Source organism: Sphingomonas sp. 3-13AW (assembly GCF_049311085.1).
In the GTDB taxonomy this organism is placed as follows: Bacteria; Pseudomonadota; Alphaproteobacteria; order Sphingomonadales; family Sphingomonadaceae; genus Sphingomonas.
The window spans coordinates 57,733-76,060 of record NZ_JASNVZ010000011.1 but is presented as its reverse complement, the minus strand read 5'-3'; the positions used below and the strand labels follow the sequence as shown (position 1 = coordinate 76,060).

Annotated in this window: 17 protein-coding genes; 14 read left to right on the top strand and 3 right to left on the bottom strand. The window is 69.3% G+C overall.

What is annotated here, in order from left to right; genetic code table 11:
* Positions 1–18: 18 nt before the first annotated feature.
* On the bottom strand, positions 19–501 hold the full coding sequence (locus QP045_RS12955; protein ID WP_422515407.1) for a MarR family winged helix-turn-helix transcriptional regulator: 483 nt from the start codon (positions 499–501) through the stop codon (positions 19–21).
* Positions 502–635: 134 nt separating this feature from the next.
* Between QP045_RS12955 and QP045_RS12950 the strand changes: the two genes are divergently transcribed.
* From QP045_RS12950 to QP045_RS12915, 8 genes are read left to right on the top strand one after another with little or no spacing between them, the layout of a single operon-like run.
* Positions 636–1,169 carry a TRAP transporter small permease gene (locus QP045_RS12950; protein WP_422515406.1) on the top strand — a complete coding sequence of 178 codons (534 nt, stop codon included), beginning with the start codon at positions 636–638 and terminating at the stop codon, positions 1,167–1,169.
* Positions 1,166–2,470 carry a TRAP transporter large permease gene (locus QP045_RS12945; protein ID WP_422515405.1) on the top strand — a complete coding sequence of 435 codons (1,305 nt, stop codon included), beginning with the start codon at positions 1,166–1,168 and terminating at the stop codon, positions 2,468–2,470. Before QP045_RS12950 ends, QP045_RS12945 begins: the two co-directional genes overlap by 4 nt.
* Positions 2,467–3,540 carry a TRAP transporter substrate-binding protein DctP gene (gene dctP / locus QP045_RS12940; protein ID WP_422515404.1) on the top strand — a complete coding sequence of 358 codons (1,074 nt, stop codon included), beginning with the start codon at positions 2,467–2,469 and terminating at the stop codon, positions 3,538–3,540. Before QP045_RS12945 ends, dctP begins: the two co-directional genes overlap by 4 nt.
* The gene (locus tag QP045_RS12935; RefSeq protein WP_422515403.1) at positions 3,533–4,786 is read left to right on the top strand and encodes a CaiB/BaiF CoA transferase family protein; all 1,254 of its coding nucleotides are present in this window, start codon (positions 3,533–3,535) and stop codon (positions 4,784–4,786) included. Before dctP ends, QP045_RS12935 begins: the two co-directional genes overlap by 8 nt.
* Complete coding sequence (locus QP045_RS12930; RefSeq protein WP_422515402.1) at positions 4,786–7,173, top strand: 2-hydroxyacyl-CoA dehydratase; 2,388 nt, start codon at positions 4,786–4,788, stop codon at positions 7,171–7,173. Before QP045_RS12935 ends, QP045_RS12930 begins: the two co-directional genes overlap by 1 nt.
* A complete protein-coding gene (locus QP045_RS12925) occupies positions 7,170–8,363 on the top strand; it encodes a CaiB/BaiF CoA transferase family protein (RefSeq protein ID WP_422515401.1) in 1,194 nt (397 codons plus the stop codon). Before QP045_RS12930 ends, QP045_RS12925 begins: the two co-directional genes overlap by 4 nt.
* Complete coding sequence (locus QP045_RS12920) at positions 8,360–9,544, top strand: CaiB/BaiF CoA transferase family protein (protein ID WP_422515400.1); 1,185 nt, start codon at positions 8,360–8,362, stop codon at positions 9,542–9,544. Before QP045_RS12925 ends, QP045_RS12920 begins: the two co-directional genes overlap by 4 nt.
* Entirely contained in the window at positions 9,541–10,659 is a 1,119-nt protein-coding gene (locus QP045_RS12915; protein WP_422515399.1) for a CapA family protein, read from the top strand. The genes QP045_RS12920 and QP045_RS12915 overlap by 4 nt, the downstream gene beginning before the upstream one ends.
* Positions 10,660–10,676: 17 nt before the next feature.
* Here the strand turns inward: QP045_RS12915 and QP045_RS12910 are convergent, their stop codons facing one another.
* Together QP045_RS12910 and ligK are read right to left on the bottom strand one after the other, a co-directional pair.
* Entirely contained in the window at positions 10,677–11,732 is a 1,056-nt protein-coding gene (locus tag QP045_RS12910) for a 4-oxalomesaconate tautomerase (RefSeq protein WP_422515398.1), read from the bottom strand.
* Positions 11,725–12,399, bottom strand: coding sequence for a 4-carboxy-4-hydroxy-2-oxoadipate aldolase/oxaloacetate decarboxylase (ligK, locus tag QP045_RS12905; RefSeq protein ID WP_422515397.1), 675 nt, complete (start codon positions 12,397–12,399; stop codon positions 11,725–11,727). Before ligK ends, QP045_RS12910 begins: the two co-directional genes overlap by 8 nt.
* Before the next feature lie 102 nt (positions 12,400–12,501).
* Here ligK and QP045_RS12900 point away from each other — a divergent pair, with 102 nt between their 5' ends.
* From QP045_RS12900 to QP045_RS12875, 6 genes are all read left to right on the top strand, one after another.
* A complete protein-coding gene (locus QP045_RS12900) occupies positions 12,502–13,722 on the top strand; it encodes a LysR substrate-binding domain-containing protein (protein ID WP_422515396.1) in 1,221 nt (406 codons plus the stop codon).
* 155 nt (positions 13,723–13,877) lie between these two features.
* On the top strand, positions 13,878–14,330 hold the full coding sequence (gene ligA, locus QP045_RS12895) for a protocatechuate 4,5-dioxygenase subunit alpha (protein ID WP_422515395.1): 453 nt from the start codon (positions 13,878–13,880) through the stop codon (positions 14,328–14,330).
* Between the two features lie 2 nt (positions 14,331–14,332).
* A complete protein-coding gene (locus QP045_RS12890) occupies positions 14,333–15,178 on the top strand; it encodes a class III extradiol dioxygenase subunit beta (RefSeq protein ID WP_422515394.1) in 846 nt (281 codons plus the stop codon).
* A 3-nt stretch (positions 15,179–15,181) separates the two neighbouring features.
* Positions 15,182–16,129, top strand: coding sequence for a Gfo/Idh/MocA family oxidoreductase (locus QP045_RS12885; protein ID WP_422515393.1), 948 nt, complete (start codon positions 15,182–15,184; stop codon positions 16,127–16,129).
* Entirely contained in the window at positions 16,126–17,295 is a 1,170-nt protein-coding gene (gene pobA / locus QP045_RS12880; protein ID WP_422515392.1) for a 4-hydroxybenzoate 3-monooxygenase, read from the top strand. Before QP045_RS12885 ends, pobA begins: the two co-directional genes overlap by 4 nt.
* Positions 17,296–17,309: 14 nt before the next feature.
* Positions 17,310–18,314 (top strand): aldo/keto reductase, encoded by a 1,005-nt coding sequence (locus QP045_RS12875; RefSeq protein WP_422515391.1) that lies wholly within the window; start codon positions 17,310–17,312, stop codon positions 18,312–18,314.
* Positions 18,315–18,328 lie beyond the last annotated feature (14 nt).

Below are 18,328 nucleotides of genomic sequence, written 5' to 3'. Positions count from 1 at the left end.
GGCCTCGACTGTCGGCACTCAGCCGCGGAAACAGGCCGTGTACACCCGGTCGAGGATGGCGTTCAGCACCCGGAGGTCGTCCTTGCCGAGGGCGTCGAGCACGTCATGTTCGACGACCTTGAGGGCGGCGAACATCTCCGCCAGCCACGCCTCGCCCGCTTCGGTCGTGTACAGCGCATGCCTCCGGCGATCGACGGTAGAGCGTCGGCGCTCCGCCCAGCCGCGGCGTTCCAGGTCGTCGACCATCATCACCGCCATGGATTTATCCAGGCCGACTTCCCGGGCGAGCATGACCTGCGACAGGCCCGGGTTGGCGGAGATGATGGCGAGGGCAGAGAACAGACCCTGGCGAAGCTGGTAGCGGCCGGTCACCTGCGCGAACTCGCGCGACAGCTGGTTCTGGATGCGCCGCAGCCGGAAACCGACGAAATCGCCCAGCCGGCCCAGTTCGAGCTCGGCGTCGGGAGACGTGCCCGGAGTTGCGATCCCTCTTTCGTCCATGCCCCCTCGCCTAGCCGAACACCCTGTCCAAGGGAATTGCATAGACGCGTGGGCAGCGGATCTTCCAAGGCACGGACGTTCCGGAAAGCTCCCGCCATGCCGAACCCTGCGAAAGACTGTGGCAGGGTGCGCGCGTGACCCTGCCCCCCGCCTCCCCGGCGCCTGCCGAAACGCGCATCGACGCGGATGTGGAGCCCTCGCCCGATCGCCGCGCCGCGTCGCCGCTCGCCCGGCTGATGCTGGCGATCGGGTCGATCGCGCTGCTTCTGGCCATGTCGACCGACGCCCTCGCCGTTGCCGGCCGGCACGCCGGCATCCGGCTTTTCGGCTCCATCGAGATCGTGCAGGCGTGCATCGTCCTGGTCGCGACCACTGCGATCGTGCTCACCACGCTCGTCGAGGGGCATGCCCGCGTCCACATCCTGCTTGATCGGCTGAAGCCCGTCACCGCATCCCGCCTGTTGCGCGGCGCCGACTGGGCGAGCGCGCTGGTGTTCCTGTGGCTCGCGGCCGGATCGACCTGGCTGCTCGCCGACCTCTGGGGTGCGTTCGAACTCACGGAGATCCTTCACTTGCCCCTGCGCTGGCTTCGCCTCGCCTGGATCATCGGGTCGCTGGTCACCGCGGCCTTGTTCGTTCGACGCGCCCTTTCAAGGACGGCAGCATGATCACGCCCGAGCTGATCGGCTTTGCCGGCATCCTTATCCTGTTGCTCCTCCTGGCGGTCGGCATCCCGATCGGCATCGGCCTCGCGCTCGTCGGCGGCATCGGCCTGACACTGCTGCTCTCGCCAGAGGCCGCGCTGATCAAGGCCGGTGTCATCACCTTCGACACCATCTCGCGCTATGAGCTGGGCGTGTTGCCGTTGTTCGTGCTGATGGCGCATCTCTGTTTCGCAGCAGGCGCCAGCCGCGACTTCTTCGATGCGGCAGCGCGGTTCGTGGGCCATCGGCGCGGCGGCCTGGCGATGGCCTCCATCGGCGGCTGCGCCGGTTTCGGCGCGATCAGCGGATCGAGCCTCGCCACCGTCGCGACCATCACTTCGGTCGCCCTTCCGGAAATGCGCAAGGCGAATTACGCGCCGTCCTTCGCGACCGGCGCACTGGCCGCAGGGGGTACGCTCGGATCGCTCATCCCGCCCTCCGGCGCCTTGATCGTGTTCGGCATCATTGCCGAGCAGTCCATCGGCAAGCTGTTCGCCGCCGCCGTGATTCCCGGCCTGACCCAGGCGCTGTTCTACATCATCGCCATCGCCATCCTGTGCCGGCTCAACCCGCTGCTCGGGCCGCCGACCACGCGAGCGCCCTGGCGTGAGCGCTGGCCCGCATTGCGCTCGATCGCGGACGTCGGCTTGCTGATCGTGTTCGTGATCGGCGGGCTGTTCGTGGGCTGGTTCACACCGACGGAGGCGGCCTCGGTCGGATCGGTCGCCGCGCTACTGCTGTGCTGGCGGCGCGGGCGGCTGACCTGGGGGGCGGTATCGGACGCGCTCCAGACGACGCTGCGCACCACCGGCATGATCTACATCGTGATCATCGGCGCGCTGCTGTTCGCGACGTTCATCAGCGTCACCGGGATCGCCGCGCTGCTCTCCAACCTGGTCGCCGGCCTCGAGTCCGGGCCCACCGTGGCGATCATCGCGATGGCGCTGGTGCTGCTGCTGCTCGGCTCGTTCCTCGACGGCCTGGCGCTGATGCTCCTCACCACGCCCATCTTCCTGCCGATCACGCTGGACCTGGGGCTCAGCCCGATCTGGTTCGGCATCTTCCTGGTCCGCACAATGGAGATCGGCTTCGTCCATCCGCCGCTCGGCCTCAACGTCTATGTGATCCAGGGGATTGCCGGGGACATTCCCCTCAGCACGATCTTCCGGGGCATCGTGCCGTTTCTGCTGGCCGATTTCCTTCACTTGGCGCTGCTGATAGCCGTGCCTGCCTTGTCCCTTTGGCTGCCGGGAGTGATCGCATGATCCGCCGCATCCTCGCCACGCTCTTGCCGGCAGCGCTGCTCGCCGGGTGCGGGGCAGCGCCGCTGCCGCCGGGCACGCAGGTGCTGACCTATGCCAGCCCCTATCCTCCCGGCCACCCGTTCAGCCGCGCCGACCAGCGCTGGATGCAGCATGTCGAACAGGCATCGGGCGGGCGGCTGCGCATCAAGCCCTATTGGGCGGGCGCGCTTCTCTCGAGCGACCAGAGCATGGAGGAGATCCGCCATGGCGTCGCCGACATCGGCCTGATCACCCCGATCTACACGAGGGGCGGCGCGCATACCCAACGCGCGCAGGCGGGCTTCTATGGCGGCGTGCGGTCGATGGGGGAACAGATCGGCGTCTATCGCTGCCTCGCCGCCCGTTTTCCCGCGCTCAATGACGAGGTACGCGGCCTTCGGGTTCTGGCGGTGCAGCCGGGGAACTTCCCGGGCATCCTCACCCGCAACCGGCCGGTCCGCTCCCTGGCGGACCTCAAGGGCCTCAGACTGCGCGCGCCGGCGGAGAACCTTGAGGTGCTGCGCGCGCTGGGCGCCGATCCCGTCGATATGCCGATGGCCGACGTCTACTCGGCGCTGGCCAAGGGCGTGATCGATGGTGTCGTGGCGCCAGCCGACACGCTCAAGAGCCTGCACTTCGCCGAAGTGGCGCAGCATTTCACGGCGCTTCGGGTCAGCCGGGGCTCCTATCCCGCCCGGGCCATGTCAGAGCGGAGCTGGAACACGCTGACGCCCGAGTTCCAGCAGCTGCTGGAGCAAAGCCAGGGCGTGTGGGAAGCCGCCCTCATCGACGAGATGAACGCCGCGGAAACGGCGGGCATCGCCTTTGGCAAGACCCACGGCGTCGCCTTTCTCCCGATCGGCCCTGCAGACCAGCAGCGGTTCGACGCGCTCTACAACCAGAACGCTGCCCGCATCGCCGCCGCGCTCGCGCGCTTCGGAAGCGACGGCACGCCCATCTTCACCGAAGCGCAGCGGCTGATCGCCGCCCGCGCGGCCGAGCACCCCTCGGCCTGCGCTTCCAACGCCACGGACCCAGCCACGCATGCATGAACCTGCCCCCGCGCCCCAACGCCCCCTGGAAGGGCTGCGCGTCATCGACCTCACCCGCGCGCTTGCGGGCCCCTACGCCACGCTGCTCCTCGCCGGGCTCGGCGCGCAGGTCATCAAGGTTGAGGATCCCCGCGGCGGAGACCTCGCGCGCGAGAACAGCCCCTATGTCGGGCGTGACGGCGTTACCGTCGAGCGTGCGCATAGCGACGATGTCTCGATCTCCCATTTGTCGCGCGCCCGCGGAAAGATGGGGGTGTCGCTGAACTTCAAGGCACCTGGCGCGCGATCGATCTTCCAGGACCTGTGCCGCGACGCCGACATCGTGGTGGAGAATTTCACCGCTGGCACCGCCGACCGGCTGGGCGTCGGCTACGAGGCCGCGCGCGAGGCCAATCCCCGCATCATCTATTGCTCGCTCTCCGGCTTCGGCGCGGACGATGCAGAGGGTGGCAAGGCGATGGACGTCATCATCCAGGCCCTGTCCGGCGCCATGTACACCAGCGGCGATCCGGACGCCCCGCCCGTCCGCATGGGCATCCCCGTCGCGGACATGCTCGCCCCCGTCTTTGGCGTGATCGGCATCCTGTCGGCGCTCGAACAGCGTCACCGCACCGGCCACGGCCAGCATGTGGATGTGTCGATGCTGGGCGCGCTCACCTCATTCGTCGCGATCGAGAACTGGTCGGCGCTCGCGGCGGCGGGCATGCCGGCGCGCACCGGCTTGACGGTGCAGCGGCTTTCTCCCTTCGGGGTCTTCGAATGTGCGGACGGCTATGTCGCGATCGTTGCCGTGCATGAAAAGCTCGCGCGCGGCCTGTTCCAGGCGATGGGCGCGCCCGAACTGAGCGACGATCCCCGCTTCGCCAGCCGGGATGCCCGGGTCGCCAATGCCCCGGTGCTGGAAGCGCACATCACGGCATGGTCGCGCACCTTGCCGACCGCAGAAGTCGTCCGGCTGCTGGAGGCGCAAGGCGTGCCCGCAGCACCGGTCCGCCACCCGGAGGAAGCGCTCAGCGATCCCAGGGTGATGGCGCGTGCGGAAACCATGCCGATCGCGCACCCCAGCTATCCGCACCAATCCGAGCTTCGCACCTCGGGCATCCCCATTCGCTTTTCCGACGCGGAGACCGGCTTCGACCCGACGCTGCCGATCTCGGTCGGCGAGCATAATGATCAGATCTACCGCGACCTCCTGGGCTACGACGACGCGCGCATCGCGGAATTGCGCGCGGCGGGCGTCATCTGATGGCGGCAAGCCCTGCACGGGAGGCGATTGCCGCGGCCTATGCCGATCCGGATACGGTTGCCGACCGGCTGCGTGCGCAGGGCCTGCGCGTGATCCGCACGATCGGCAGCGACGCCCCCTTCACCTGGCTGCGGGCGGCCGGATTCGCACCGGTTAGGCTGGCACCGGCAACGGGCGACACACCGCGCGCGGATGCCGTCATGGGCCCGGCAGCCGGCCGGCGGCGCGCCCACCGGCTGATGGAGCGTCTGCTCGATCCCGCGCTTGCCGAGGTGCCGATCCTGATCACCCGCGCCGATGCCGAGCAGGCGCAGATCTTTGCGGCGCTGCGCGAGCGCCTGCGCCTAGGCGAGCCCGCGCCCCGGCACCTCCACCTGCTCGACCTCGTCCATCAGGATCGCGCCGCCTCCGCGCGCTACAATGCGGCCCGGCTCGCCCAGCTCGATGCTTGGCTGGGCTCGCTCGGCGGGTCCGCCGTGACGGATGCGAGCCTTGCCGCCGCCGCGCGGGACGAGCGCGGGACGCTCGATCTCCTCAGGTCCGCTTGCGAGCGGAGGCGCGGCGAAGCGCCCTCTCTCACCGGCACCGACTTGCTGCGCCTGATCGGCTGCACCGCGATCCTGCCCCCGGACGAGCTGGCGACACATCTCCGCGCGATCATGGAGGACCCCGCCCCGCCAGCGTCGGGCCCAAGGTGCCGCGCCTTCGTCACCGGCACCGCGCACGAAGATGACCGAGCGTACCTGGCCCTCGAAGCCGAGGGGTGCGATCTGGTCGGCGACGATCATGACTGGGGCGAGCGCCGCCTGGTCGCGCCGCCGGTCACCCGGGAAGAGGCAGCGGCGCCGCTCTATCGGGCACCGCTCTCCGCCCGCTGGCCCGGCGCGGATGCGGTGGCGACGGCCCGACGTGCGCGCGATGCCTCGGCCGACCTTGTCCTGCACCTCACCCTTGACGGGGACGAGGCCGCGCCCTGGCATGTCGCCGCGCTCACGCGGTCGCTGGTCGGCGGCCCCCGGCTGGAGCGGCGCCGGATCGGCACTGCCGCGGCCAAGCCCGATGCGCCGAAGCCGCGCCCCACCGCGCCCCGCGCGCCAGCGCCGCGCAGCCGCAAGTCACTCACCTCGCTTGCGAGCTTCGGCAGCTATCAGCGCGAGTGGTTCCAGTCGCTTCGGGCCCAGGTGGCGGACGGCGCGCCCTTTGCCTGCGTGAATGCCAATGCGCCGCAGGAAATCCTGCGCGCGCTCGACGTGCCGTTCGTGGTCAATCAATGGTGGGCCTCGATCGTCGCGGCCAAGCAGCAGACCGGCCGCTATCGCGCGCTGCTGGCGGCGCACGACTATCCGACCGACGTGGAGGCCTATAGCGCGCAGGGCATCGCCGCGCTGTTCGACCATGATCCCGCGGAGGCTCCCTGGGGCGGGCTGCCGCGGCCGAATTTCGTCCATGCCGTGTCCTCCAGCGACGCCACCCCCGCCATCTTCGACAATTGGGCGCACGAAAGTGCTGCGCGGCCCTTCCTCTACGAACGCAGCGTCGATCCCCGGCTGTCGATCACGACGCAATGGTGGGAGGAGCTGCCGGACCGATGGGAAGATGCGCTGGAGCCGGAGCGCCTCGACCTGCTGGTCGCCGAGTTGCAGACGGTGATCGCCGAGCTCGAAGCCGCCACCGGGCGCAGCTTCTCGACGGAAAAGCTGGTCGAGGTGATGAACCTCGTCAACGAGCAGGAGGAAAATTACCGCCGGACCCGCGACCTGATCGCGCGGACGGTGCCGGCGCCGGTCAGCATCGTCGACTCCATGCCCGCCACCATGGTCCCGCAATGGCATCGCGGCACCCGCTGGGCGCGCGATGCCGCCCGCGCCTTTCACGACGAAGTCGCCGAGCGCGTCCGGGCCGGCGCCGGGGCAGTCGCCGACGAGCGGGTACGCCTGATGTGGGTCGGCCGCGGCCTGTGGAGCGAAACCGCCTTCTACCAGCGCTGGGAAGAGAGCCACGGCGCGGTGTTCGTCTGGTCCATGTACCTTGCCCTGGCAGCCGATGGGTACATCCGGCACTTTGATCGCGGCCGCGACCCCCTCCGCGCGCTGGCCGCCCGCTTCCTCACCATGGGCGACGAGCTTCGCATGCCGAGCTGGGCCGGGCCCTGGCACGTCCATGAAGCACAAAGTCACCAGGTTGACGGTGCGGTCGCCTTGGCGGACGCCGACCCGTTCGTGCTGCGCGCGCTGGCGGCGGCAGGCGTGCCGGTCCTGGAACTGGGCGTCGACAATTTCGCCATGGATCCTGAAACCACCGCCGCGCTGGAACAGCGGATCACCGCCTTCATCGAAGGCCCTGCCACCGCGCAGGCGATGCAACGCCGGGGGAGTGCCGGCGCGTGACCGCACCCCTCTCCGGCCTCCGCATCCTCGATTTCACCCGCTACCTGCCGGGCGCCTATACCGGCTGGGTCGCAGGCGACATGGGCGCCGACGTGATCCGGGTCGAGAACCCCCGCGAACTCGCCAAGCACGCCCGCATGTTCGGGCACTCCGACGACCCGGAAGCGGAAAGGCTGCGCCGCGCCCGCCCCTCCTATTGGCGCAACCGCCGCTCGATCGTCCTCGATCCCGGCCACCCGGCGGCGGCGCCCGTGCTCGCCGCGCTGGTCGCCTCGGCGGACATTCTGGTGGAGGATTACCGGCCCGGAACGATGGCCCGTATGGGGCTCGGCTATGATGCGCTCGCCGCGATCAACTCGCGCCTGATCTATACATCGGTCTCCTTCACCGGCCAGACGGGGCCGCTCGCCGGTCGTGCGGGGCACGATCCGGCGGCGCTGGCGCTCGCCGGCGTCCTGTCGCGCCTGAACGGTCTGCCGACGCCCAGCCTGCCGGGGGTTCAGGTGGCCGACGTGATGGCCGGTTCGCACGCCGCGATTGCGGTGCTCGTGGCCCTGCAGGCGCGCGAGCGGACCGGCCGTGGCAGCCATGTCGACGTCGCCATGTCGGACGCGGCAATGCCGCTCCTCGCGGTCGCGCTCGGTCGCGCATCCTCGCCAGAGGATATTCCGCCCACCGAGGGCGCCTGGCACCCCAAGGGCGGGGTCTGGCAATGCGGCGACGGCACATGGCTCTGCACCACCGACATGGAGCCGCGCTATTGGGAGCGGTTCTGCGTTGCCGTCGACCGGCCCGACTATGCCGCGCGGCAGTTCGATGTCGCGGCGCATCCCGCCATCCAGGCGGATCTCGCCGCCTTGTTCCGGACGCGTCCGCGCGCCGAATGGCTTCGGCTCCTCGGCGATGCCGATACCCAGGTCATGCCGGTGCTGACCCCTGCCGAAGCGCTGCGCCACCCCCATGCCGAGGCGCGCGGCATGCATCTTCGCCTGCCGGTCGGCGATCAGATGGTGGAGCAGGTCGGCACCCCCTTTCGCCTGTCCGGCGTCGAAGCTGTGGACCATCGCCCGGCCGGCGTGCCCGGCGCCGAGCGCGACGCGATCCTGGAAGAACTCGGCTTTGATGCCGCTGCGCGTGAGGCGCTTTCCCTCGCCGGCGTCTTTACCGGCGCGCGGGAGGCGCTGCCATGAACGCGCTCGACGGCCTGACCGTGGTCGATCTCAGCCACGCGATCGCGGGGCCGACCTGCACGAACATGCTGGTCGAACTCGGTGCGACCGTGATCAAGGTCGAGCCGCCCGGCATCGGCGACGGCTTTCGCCACTATACCGAACATGGCGGCGAGCCGATGCTCAGCATCCCCTTCGCCTCGATCAACGCGGGCAAGCGCTCGATCGCGCTCGACCTGAAGACGCCGGCGGGCGTCGATCTGCTGTGGCGGCTGCTGGAACGGGCGGACCTGCTGGTCGAGAACTTCCGCCCGGGCGTGCTCGATCGGCTCGGCCTCGGCTTCGATGCGCTGCACGCGCGCAATCCGCGGCTGATCCTCGTCTCGATCACCGGCTTTGGCCAGACGGGGCCGCTCGCCGATCGGGGCGCCTATGACCATATCGCGCAGGCCATGTCCGGCATCGCGCTGCTGAATACCGGGCCCGAAGGACCGCAAAAGATCGGCATGCCGATCATCGACAGCTTCACGGGGTATCTCGCCACGATCGGCTTGCTCGCGGCCCTGCGGCGGCGCGATGCCAGCGGCGTGGGCGAGCACGTCGACGTGGCCATGCTCGACGCCGCGCTCAAGCTGGTGAACACCACCGTCTCCGTCCATTCCTATACCGGCCGGACGCCGGGCGGGACCGGCAACCGCGGGTTCCGGCTGGTGGCCACGTCGGAATTCTACCCGACCGCGCAAGGGTGGATCGCCTTGGGTGCGAACAACCAGCAGCAGGTGGAGGCACTGCTGCGCGTGCTGGGCCACCCGGAACTGATCGACGACCCGCGCTTCCGCAGCCATGATGCCCGCGTGGCGCATTATCCGGCGGTCCGCGCCTGGCTCACTCAAACCCTCTCCACCTGGCGCGCAGCGGATCTGGAGGCGCGCCTTGCCGAGGCGCGCGTGCCCGTCGCCATGCTGCGGGAAGTCGGTGAGATCGCGCAGCATCCGCATGTCGTCGAACGGGGCACGCTGCATCGGGTGGCACTGCCGGGCTGGGACCGTCCGCTCGACGTGGTCGGCCCGGGTTTCGGGACCGAAGCGCGGCCGACCTCCACCGTCCCCACGCTCGGCAGCGACACCGATGCGGTGCTGGCAGAGCTCGGCCTGGACGAAGCGGCGATCGGCGAACTCAGGCGCTCGGGCGTGGTCGGATGAAGCCGCTGGATCTCGTGTTCCTCGGCGACATCATCCTGGACGTGCCCGATCCGGATCACTGGCTCGGCGGCGTCGCCCCCGTCACCCGCGCCGCCGACCTGGCGATCGGCCATCTCGAAGTGCCGCACACGATCCGGGGCGAGGAATTGGCCGGGGATGTGCCCGCACCGGGCGCCGACCCGGCGCACCTGTCGGCCATCGCCCGCGCCCATATCCAGATGCTGTCGATGGCGGGCAATCACATCGCCGACTGCGGTGGCGAAGGCATCGCCGACACCAGCGCCGAACTGGATCGGCTCGGTATCGCCCACGCCGGCGCCGGCCAGAACCTCTCCGAAGCGTCCAGGCCCGCCACCATCGAGCGCGACGGCCGCACGATCGGTCTGCTGAGCTTCAATTGCGTGGGTCCGGAGATCGCGTGGGCAACGGCCGATCGCCCGGGTTGCGCCTATGTCCAGGTGCGCGCCGACGATGGCGGCCCCTCACGGCCGCAGGCGAACCTGGTCGAGGCAGATCCCGCCTCGGTCGCTGCCATGCAGGACGCGATCGCCGACCTCCGCCACGACGCCGACCTGGTCCTGGTGGCACTGCACAAGGGCATTACCCACCGCCCGGCAGCGCTTGCTCCCTATGAACGCCCGCTCGCCTTTGCCGCCGTCGATGCGGGTGCCGACGCGATCCTCGGCCATCACGCCCATATCGCGCGCGGCATCGAGTTTCACCGCGGGCGGCCCATCTTCCACGGCCTGGGCAACGGGGTCGTCGTCACCCATGCGCTCAGCCCCGCACAGGACCATCCCGCCCGCGCCGAGTGGGCGGAGCGGCGCAAGCGCATGTTCGGGTTCGAGCCCGATCCCGCCTACCCGCTCGCGCCGTTCCATCCAGAGGCGGTGAACGGGATGATCGGCCGACTGCGCCTTGACCCCGATGGCAGCATCCACACGGGCTTCCTGCCGATGTGGAGCGCCCCGCCCGGGCGACCCGAGCCCGCCACAGGACAACGCGCGGCAGAGATTGCCGATTACATCGATCGCATCGGCGTACAGGCCGGGCTCGCCCCGTTGCGCCGGACGCTCGCCGACGGCTGGGTGTGGCTGCGTCCTGAGAGCGCCTGAGCTTCTCGGGGGGGCGATCAGGCGAAGACCGTGCCGTCCATCAGCTTGCGCGCGGTGCGCAGCAGCGCGGCGGAAACGACCTCGCCCTCTGCATCGGTCTCGATCACCACGCTCATCTCGCCGGTGGGATGTTCGACCGACAGCGTCTTGCGCGCGCCTGCCGGGACCTCCGCGACCTCGGCGGCGGGCGAACCCGGGATCAGGCAAGCGGTCGCGACGCTGACGGCCCCGAGCACGCCGATGGTCGCATGCGCCCGATGCGGGATGAAGCTGCGAACCGTGACCGTGCCGCCGTTTCGCGGGGGCGCGACCAGCATCATCTTGGGCACGGACTTTTCCCGCACATCGCCCAGGTTCATCCGCTCGCCCACCTGCAGGCGGATCGCCTCGATGCGCGCCTTGAGCTCCTGATCCGCGTCGAGCGTCTCGCGATCCTCATAGCCGGTGATGCCGACATCCTCGGCCTTCATTACGACGCAGGGCATGCCGTTGTCGATCAAGGTCACCGGCACCCCGTCGACCACGTCGACCGCGTTGCCGGACGGGAGCAGCGCTCCGCAGGACGAGCCCGCCGTGTCGCGGAACTCCAGCGGAACCGCCGCCGCGGTCCCGGGAACCCCGTCGATCCGCGCCGGCCCGGCGTAGGTAACCTTCCCGCCCGGTGTCGCGACCGTCGCGACGGCAACCTGCCCGGTGTTTTCCATGAAGATCGTCAGGCGCGTCTCGCCGTCCTGCGCCGCCACCAGCCCACGCTCGATGGCGAACGGTCCGACCCCGGCCAGCATGTTGCCGCAGTTCTGCGCGTCCGTGACGATCGCCTGATCCACGAACACCTGCAGGAACAGATAGTCGACGTCGACGTCCGCGCGCGCCGATCTGGAGACCACCGCGACCTTGCTGGTCAGCGGGTCCGCCCCGCCCATGCCGTCGATCTGGCGCGGGTCCGGCGATCCCATGATCCGCAGCAGAAACGCATCGCGCTCGGCAGCGGACGAGGGCAGTTCCTCCCGCAGGAAAAAGCCCCCTTTCGAGGTGCCGCCCCGCATCCACATGCATCGAACGGCGTCAGACATAGCGCAGCCCCATCGCCTCCAGCTTCCCGCGCATGTCGTAGATGTCGAGGCCCAGTTCCCCTGCTGCCAGCCGGGCGCGCTTGGCCTCTTCGGCCGCCTCGCGGACCCGCGCCTTCTCCAGCACTGCGGCAGCCTCTGCCCTGGGTACGACGCAGACGCCGTCGTCATCCGCGACGATGACGTCGCCCGGCTGCACCAGCGCATTGGCCGCCACGACCGGCACGTTCACCGATCCCAGCGTCGCCTTCACCGTGCCCTGGGCGTGAACAGCCTTGGACCACACCGGGAAATTCATCTGGGTAAGGTCCCGCACATCGCGCACGCCCGCGTCGATCACGAGGCCGCGGCAGCCCCGCGCGATTGCCGAGGTTGCGAGCAGGTCGCCGAAATAACCGTCGGTCGACGGGCTGGTCGGTGCAAGGACGAGAATGTCGCCCTCGCGGATCTGCTCGATGGCCACGTGCACCATCCAATTGTCCCCCGGCGGCGCCGAAATGGTGACCGCGCTGCCGGCGATGCGGGCGCCCGGATAGATCGGCCGCATATAGGGTGCGAGCAGTCCCGTGCGTCCCTGCGCCTCGTGCACGGTCGCGACGCCGGCATACGCCAGGCCGTCGATCACCGACGCTTCCGCCCGGGCGAATTCGCGCACCACTATGCCTGCCATGCCGTTCTCCATCGCCGCCTTTGCCCGAGCATGGGCCGGATGCGGGCCGCTGCGCCAATTCGGAGTTGTCGCCCCGCGATAAGCTGATGTTATAGATCGGGCATGACCGCCGACCAGCTGAACCTCCGCCATCTGCGCGCGACGCTCGCGGTGATACGGCATGGCAGCGTCAGCGCCGCGGCTGCCGAAGTTGCGCTTTCCCAGCCCGCGCTGACTCAGGGCCTCGCGAAGCTGGAAGCCGCTTTGGGCACCAGCCTGTTCGAACGCCGCCACGACGGCATGGTCGTGACCGAAGCCGGCCGGATCATCGGCGCCCGTGTCGAGGCCGCAGCGGCGTTCCTTCAGGAAGGCATGCGCGTGCTGCGCCGCCGGCAAGGCGCGCGCGGCTTCCAGCGCGCGGACCTGCTGCTGACGATGACGCAGATCCGCGCGCTGGTGGCAACGGCGCGCGAAGGCAGCTTTGCCGGCGCCGCGCGCGCCTGTGGCGTCAGCCAGCCCGCCATCCACGGCGCCATCCGCGACACCGAGCGGTTGTGCGGCCTCTCCCTCGTCGAGCGGCGCGGCCGCGGGATCGTCCTCACCAGCGCGGGCGCGCGGCTGGCCCGTGCCGGACGGCTGGCGCTGGGCGAGCTCGGGTCGGCGCTCGACGAGATCGCAGCCCTTGGCGGCGAGCGGCGCGGGCGCATCGCGATCGGCGCCATGCCGCTGGCCCGCGCCTGGCTGCTGCCCACGGCGATCGCGCGCCACCACGCACAAGCACCCGACATGCGCTTCGACGTCGCGGAAGGGTCGCACGCCGAGTTGATCGAGCCCCTGCGCGACGGCGAGTTCGACGTGCTGGTAGGCGCGATCCGCGAGCCGTCCCCCGGCCCCGATGTCGTGCAGGAGGCGCTGTTCGACGATCGCCTGGCGATCTTCGGCCGCGCCGGTCATCCGCTCGCGGGAACCCGGCCCGACGTGGCTGAACTGGCGCAACAACCGTGGCTCGCCCCCCGCGAAGGCACGCCGCTGCGCAGCCGCTGGGAAGAGATCTTCACCAACGCCGGCGTGCCGCTGCCGGCGGTGCGGATCGAGTGCGGGTCGGTGATGATGCTGCGCGGGCTGATGCTGGAGGGGAATCACCTCACATTGCTCTCCCCCGACCAGCTTTGGCTGGAACTGCGCAGCGGCTTGCTGTGCGAGATCGCCCCGGCGCCTGCTCCGGCACATCGTACGATCGGGCTCACCACCCGGGCGGGATGGCGCCCGACGGAAGCGCAGGAGAGCTTCCTCGCGACGCTTCGGGCATGCAGCGCCGGCAGCGCACTTCAGGAAAGGCAATAGCCGCGACAGTCTATTGATTGGCGCTTGCGGATCGATCCGCGGCAGCCTTGCGCCATGGAGAGGAAAGCAGGCACCTGCGAGAACACCGGCGTCCGCTGCGGGAGAGCGCGTGCGCTCCATGCTGGCCTGCCCCGTCGTTGCAAGGAAGCGTCCGCATGACGAGCATCCACGACTATCTCGCCGAGTTCGACGACATCCCGGGCACCCGCGTCTACACGGCCAGACGCGCCCGCCAGGGCTATCACATGAACCAGTTCGCGATGAGCCTGATGAAGGCGGAGAACCGCGAACGGTGGAAGCGCGACGAACGCGCGTATCTCGACGAATGGCCGATGACCGAGGAGCAGAAGCAGGCGATCCTCGACCGCGACTACAACCGCTGTCTCGACCTTGGCGGCAACATCTATTTCCTCGCAAAGGTCTTCTCGACCGACGGGCTCAGCTTCCTCCAGGCGGTCGGCACGATGACAGGCATGAGCCCCGAAGACTATCAGGCCATGATGATCGCCGGGGGCCGCTCGCCCGAGGGGGTCCGCTCCCTGAAGGACCAGGCGGCCGACCAGCCCGACCGCCCGGACCTGTCCGGCACTCCCGCAAAGGACCTCTGAGCATGGCGCGCATCACCGCCGGCATCGCCACCAGCCACATTCCCGCGGTCGGCGCGGCGCTCGACAACGGCAAGGCGCAGGAACCCTATTGGGCGCCGGTATTCGCCGGCTACGACTGGACGCGGCAGTTCGAGCAGGCCGAGAAGCCCGACGTCGTCATCCTGGTCTACAACGATCATGCCTCGGCATTCGACATGCGGGTCATCCCGACCTTTGCGATCGGATGTGCCGACCGGTTCAACCCCGCCGACGAAGGCTGGGGACCGCGCCCGGTCCCGGTGGTGGAGGGACACGCCGACCTCGCCTGGCACATCGCGCAATCCTGCGTGCTCGACGAGTTCGACATCACCATCATCAACGAGATGGACGTCGATCACGGGCTGACGGTGCCGCTCTCGCTGATGTTCGGGCAGGTGGAGCGCTGGCCGGTCAAGGTCGTGCCGATCGCGGTGAACGTGGTCACCTACCCGCCGCCGACCGGCAACCGCTGCTGGGCGTTCGGCGAGGCGATCGCCCGCGCGGTCGAGAGCTTTGACGAGGACCTGAACGTGCAGATCTGGGGCACGGGCGGCATGAGCCACCAGCTCCAGGGGCCGCGTGCCGGCCTCATCAACAAGGAATGGGACAACCGCTTCCTCGATCGCCTGTCCGGCACGACCGACGAACTGCGCCATATGCCGCACATCGAATATCTGCGCGAGGCCGGGTCCGAGGGCATCGAGCTGGTCATGTGGCTCATCATGCGGGGCGCGCTGGGCCGTTCCGCCGAGCAGTTGCACCGTTTCTATCACGTGCCCGCCAGCAACACGGCGGTCGGGCACATCGTTCTTCGCCCCAATCAGGAGTAAGCGATGCGGATCGCAGTGGCCGGCGCGGGTGCGTTCGGCGAAAAGCATCTCGACGGCCTCAAGAACATCGAAGGCGTGGAAATCGCCTCCATCGTCAGCCGCAGGCTCGAACAGGCGCAGGCTGTCGCCGACAAATATGGGGCGCCCCACGCCACGACGGATCTGGACGAGACCCTGGCCCGGGACGATGTCGACGCCGTCATCCTGTGCACGCCTACCCAGATGCACGCGCAACAGGCGATCGCCTGCATGAACGCGGGAAAGCATGTGCAGGTGGAAATCCCGCTGGCGGATAGCTGGGCGGATTCCCTCGCGGTGGATGCCAAGACCAGGGAAACCGGCCTCACCTGCATGGTCGGCCACACCCGGCGCTTCAATCCAAGCCACCAGTATCTCCACGGCAAGATCGCTGCCGGCGAACTCGCCGTGCAGCAGATGGACGTGCAGACCTATTTCTTCCGTCGCAAGAACATGAACGCCAAGGGCGAACCGCGTTCCTGGACGGATCACCTGCTGTGGCACCACGCCGCGCACACGGTCGACCTGTTCGCCTATCAGGCTGGGCGCATCGTCCAGGCGAACGCCATCGAGGGGCCAAAGCACCCTGAACTCGGCATCGCGATGGACATGTCGATCCAGCTCAAGAGCGAGACGGGCGCGATCTGCACCCTGTCGCTCAGCTTCAACAACGATGGGCCGCTCGGCACCTTCTTTCGCTACATCTGCGACAACGGCACCTGGATCGCACGGTACGACGACCTGGTGACCGGCCGTGAGGAGCCGGTGGACCTGTCCGGGGTGGCGGTGTCGAACAACGGGATCGAGCTGCAGGACCGCGAGTTCATCGCCGCCATCCGTGAAGGGCGCGAACCCAACAGCTCGGTGGGCCAGGTGCTCGACTGTTATCGCGTGCTCGGCGATCTGGAGCGCCAGCTGGAAGCGGCGCGATGAAGACCCAGGTCGCGATCGTCGGGGCCGGCCCAGCGGGGTTGCTGCTGGGCCACCTGCTGCGCGCAGAGGGCGTCGCGGTCACGATCGTGGAGCGGGCATCCGCCGACTATGTGCTCGGCCGCATCCGCGCGGGCGTGCTCGAGCGCACGACCACCGATCTGCTCCGCCGCCTGGGGATCGACGCCCGCCTGGATGCGGAGGGCCTGTGCCACGAAGGCTTCGCCCTCGCCGACGGGGAGCGGCTGATCCGCATCGACATCGCGGGGCTCACCGGCGGTGCCGTCACCGTCTATGGCCAGACCGAGGTGACGCGCGACCTGATGGCGGCCGCGCCGGAACGCGGGCTTGAGATTGTGTACGAGGCGGGCGACGTCGCGCTGCACGACATCGACATCGATGCGCCCTATCTCACCTTCGAACAGGATGGCGCGCCCTGTCGGCTCGACGCGCGCTTCGTCGTCGGGTGCGACGGCTTCCACGGCCCCTCGCGCAAGGCGATCCCGGCCAGCGTCGCGAAGGCGTACGAGAAGGTCTATCCCTTCGGTTGGCTCGGCATCCTGGCGGACGTGCCGCCGTGCGACCATGAGCTCATCTACGCCAATCACGATCGCGGCTTCGCGCTTGCCTCGATGCGCTCGCCGACCCGCAGTCGCTACTATATCCAGGTGCCGCTCGACGATCGCGTGGAGGATTGGCCCGACGACCGGCTCTGGGACGAGCTCGCCGTCCGCCTGGGGCCGGAGGCCGGGAGCCGGATCACCCGCGGCCCTGCGCTCGAAAAGTCGATCGCGCCGCTGCGATCCTATGTCTTCGAACCGATGCGCCACGGGTCCCTGTTCCTTGCCGGCGACAGCGCCCACATCGTGCCGCCCACCGGGGCAAAGGGTCTCAACCTCGCCGCCTCGGATGTCGCCTATCTCTCGCAGGCCCTCTCCGCCTTCTTCCGGCACAACGAGGGGGCGCTGATCGAGGGTTATTCGCAGCGCGCCCTCGCCCGCATCTGGAAGGCCGAGCGGTTTTCGTGGCAGCTGACGTCGCTGATGCACCGCTTCCCGGATCAGTCGGGGTTCGACCGGCGCATGCAAATGGCGGAACTGGACTATATTGCAGGCTCCCGGGCCGCGCAGACCGCAATCGCGGAGAATTATGTCGGCCTGCCCCTGTGACCCTGGAACGCCGCATGACCGAACTTCCCCACCGCCCTCTCGGCCCGTTCACGGTCTCGGCGATCAGCCTTGGCTGCATGAACCTCAGCCACGCCTATGACGTGGCGCCGCCCGAAGCGGATGCGATCCGGCTGCTCAACCACGCGCTGGACGCCGGCGTCACCATGCTCGACACCGCAGCGCTCTATGGCGGCGGGGCTAACGAGCGCCTGGTCGCCAAGGCAGTCGGCCATCGCCGGAGCGAGTACCGCCTTGCCAGCAAATGCGTGCTCGATCTGCGCGACGGCGAGCGGGTGCTGGACGGCCGGCCGGAATCCATCGCCCGCACGCTGGACGATGCGCTGGTGCGGCTGAACACCGACCACATCGACCTCTACTATCTCCACCGCCTGGACCCAGACGTGCCGATCGAGGACTCGGTCGGCGCGCTCGCCCGTGCGCGCGAAGCGGGAAAGATCGGTGCGCTGGGGCTATCGGAAATGTCCCCAGCCACGTTGCGACGTGCGCAGGCGGTGCACCCGATCGCCGCCATGCAGACCGAACTCTCGCCCTGGGTACGCAATGCCGAGATCGCGGTGCTCGACGCCTGCCGCGAGCTTGGCACCGCGTTCGTCGCCTTCTCCCCCGTTGCGCGCGGCATGCTTGCCGGCGCGGTGCGATCGCCCGACTTCGTTGCCGGCGACATTCGCGCCTCCATGCCGCGCTTCCAGAACCCGGCATTCGAAGCCAACCTCGCGCTTGCGGATCGTTTCGCCGCGATCGCGGCCGATGCCGGCTTCACCCCGGCGCAGCTCTCGCTCGCCTGGGTGCTGGCGCGGGGTCCGCACGTGATCGCGATACCCGGCACGCGCAGCATCGCGCACCTGGACGAGAACCTCGCCGCCGCATCGCGTCCGGCCGCGCCCGAGACCCTCGCGGCTGTCGACGCGCTGTTCGCCCCGGGTGCGGTCCAGGGCAATCGCTATCCTCCCGCCGCCCAGGCCCAGGTCGATACCGAGCGGCTGCCAGAGGAAGCGTAACCTCCGCCACGCGG

What these genes read in the sequence shown, in the direction of transcription:
- QP045_RS12955 (WP_422515407.1), bottom strand. Translation starts at nt 501, where the DNA reads ATGGACGAAAGAGGGATCGCAACTCCGGGCACGTCTCCCGACGCCGAG.
- QP045_RS12945 (WP_422515405.1), top strand. Translation starts at nt 1,166, where the DNA reads ATGATCACGCCCGAGCTGATCGGCTTTGCCGGCATCCTTATCCTGTTG.
- dctP (WP_422515404.1), top strand. Translation starts at nt 2,467, where the DNA reads ATGATCCGCCGCATCCTCGCCACGCTCTTGCCGGCAGCGCTGCTCGCC.
- QP045_RS12935 (WP_422515403.1), top strand. Translation starts at nt 3,533, where the DNA reads ATGCATGAACCTGCCCCCGCGCCCCAACGCCCCCTGGAAGGGCTGCGC.
- QP045_RS12930 (WP_422515402.1), top strand. Translation starts at nt 4,786, where the DNA reads ATGGCGGCAAGCCCTGCACGGGAGGCGATTGCCGCGGCCTATGCCGAT.
- QP045_RS12920 (WP_422515400.1), top strand. Translation starts at nt 8,360, where the DNA reads ATGAACGCGCTCGACGGCCTGACCGTGGTCGATCTCAGCCACGCGATC.
- QP045_RS12915 (WP_422515399.1), top strand. Translation starts at nt 9,541, where the DNA reads ATGAAGCCGCTGGATCTCGTGTTCCTCGGCGACATCATCCTGGACGTG.
- QP045_RS12910 (WP_422515398.1), bottom strand. Translation starts at nt 11,732, where the DNA reads ATGTCTGACGCCGTTCGATGCATGTGGATGCGGGGCGGCACCTCGAAA.
- ligK (WP_422515397.1), bottom strand. Translation starts at nt 12,399, where the DNA reads ATGGCAGGCATAGTGGTGCGCGAATTCGCCCGGGCGGAAGCGTCGGTG.
- QP045_RS12900 (WP_422515396.1), top strand. Translation starts at nt 12,502, where the DNA reads ATGACCGCCGACCAGCTGAACCTCCGCCATCTGCGCGCGACGCTCGCG.
- ligA (WP_422515395.1), top strand. Translation starts at nt 13,878, where the DNA reads ATGACGAGCATCCACGACTATCTCGCCGAGTTCGACGACATCCCGGGC.
- QP045_RS12890 (WP_422515394.1), top strand. Translation starts at nt 14,333, where the DNA reads ATGGCGCGCATCACCGCCGGCATCGCCACCAGCCACATTCCCGCGGTC.
- QP045_RS12885 (WP_422515393.1), top strand. Translation starts at nt 15,182, where the DNA reads ATGCGGATCGCAGTGGCCGGCGCGGGTGCGTTCGGCGAAAAGCATCTC.
- pobA (WP_422515392.1), top strand. Translation starts at nt 16,126, where the DNA reads ATGAAGACCCAGGTCGCGATCGTCGGGGCCGGCCCAGCGGGGTTGCTG.
- QP045_RS12875 (WP_422515391.1), top strand. Translation starts at nt 17,310, where the DNA reads ATGACCGAACTTCCCCACCGCCCTCTCGGCCCGTTCACGGTCTCGGCG.